The organism is Flavobacterium sp. HJSW_4 (assembly GCF_042436695.1).
In the GTDB taxonomy this organism is placed as follows: domain Bacteria; phylum Bacteroidota; class Bacteroidia; order Flavobacteriales; family Flavobacteriaceae; genus Flavobacterium.
Genome location: NZ_JBHNPP010000077.1, coordinates 1 through 1,240, shown reverse-complemented (window position 1 = coordinate 1,240; position 1,240 = coordinate 1). Strand labels below are relative to the sequence as shown.

At 36.1% G+C, this 1,240-nt stretch carries 1 protein-coding gene; it reads left to right on the top strand.

The window, feature by feature from the left end; translation table 11 throughout:
- The coding region (locus tag ACE01P_RS24365) for an OmpA family protein (RefSeq protein WP_379701661.1) at positions 1 to 1,100 on the top strand (1,100 nt) is incomplete at its 5' end.
- Positions 1,101 to 1,240 lie beyond the last annotated feature (140 nt).

The following is a 1,240-nucleotide window of genomic DNA, read 5'->3' as shown; positions in this document are numbered from 1 at the left end:
ATTTGAATCTTAACGGAGACATTAATATGGTTTCTACAAGTAAATTAAACGGTTACGGAATTGCTGATAGAGTTACATTGACACCACGTTACGAAAGCAGATGGTTTAGTTTCTATTTGCCTGTAACATACATGGATTACAGCGGTATGCAGGCTGGAGCAGGATTACGTGCAGGAGTTTTCTTCATCGGTTCTGGTTCTATTTTGAGTAATTTAGCTTCTAGCAATTCTAAAGGAGCTGACTTTCATTTAGGGATGAAAATTCCAGTTTACGAAAAACAATTTAAAGATACAGACGGAGACGGTGTAATTGATAAAGAAGATGCTTGTAGAAAAGTTGCCGGTCCAGCTGAAAATGGCGGATGCCCTTGGCCAGATACAGATAAAGACGGTGTTTTTGATAAAGATGATGCTTGTATAGATGTTGCAGGACCAAAAGAAAACAAAGGTTGTCCTTGGAAAGATAGTGACGGAGATACTTTATTGGATAATGTAGATGCGTGCCCAGCAGTTGCAGGTCCAGTTGAAAATAAAGGATGTCCATGGCCAGATACAGACGGAGATGGAGTTTTAGATAAAGATGATGCATGTCCAAGTGAAGCAGGTCCAGCAGAAAATAGAGGTTGTCCAGAATTAGATGCAGATAAAGATGGAGTTTTAGATAAAGACGATGCTTGTCCAACTGTTGCAGGTCCAGCAGAAAATAAAGGTTGTCCAAAAGTGACTAAAGAAACTTTAGCACAATTGAAAGTAGAAGCAAGATCTATTTTCTTTACAACTGGAAAAGCTACTTTAAACAGTGCTAAAATGGGAGAAACTTCAGGAAGATTAGACGCAATCAAAGAAATCTTGAGAAATTATCCAAATGCGAAATTTGCAGTTAACGGACATACTGATAATGTTGGAAATGCAAAAGCAAATCAAAAATTATCTGAAGCTAGAGCAAAAGCAGTGATGGATCTTTTGATTGAAAAAGGGGTAAATCCTGCGAATTTAACTTCTAACGGTTATGGTTCGACAAAACCTGTAAAATCAAATAAAACAGCTGCAGGAAGAGCAGAAAACAGAAGAACTGAAATTGTTTATTTAGGCAATTTGTAAGCGCTACTGAATATAAAACTAAAAAGCCATTCTTAATTGAGTGGCTTTTTTTATTTTTGCATACTTTTTAAAAAGAATTAATTCTTTGAAATAGAAGAACTAAAAATACAATATGACAACACAACAACTACACGAACAAA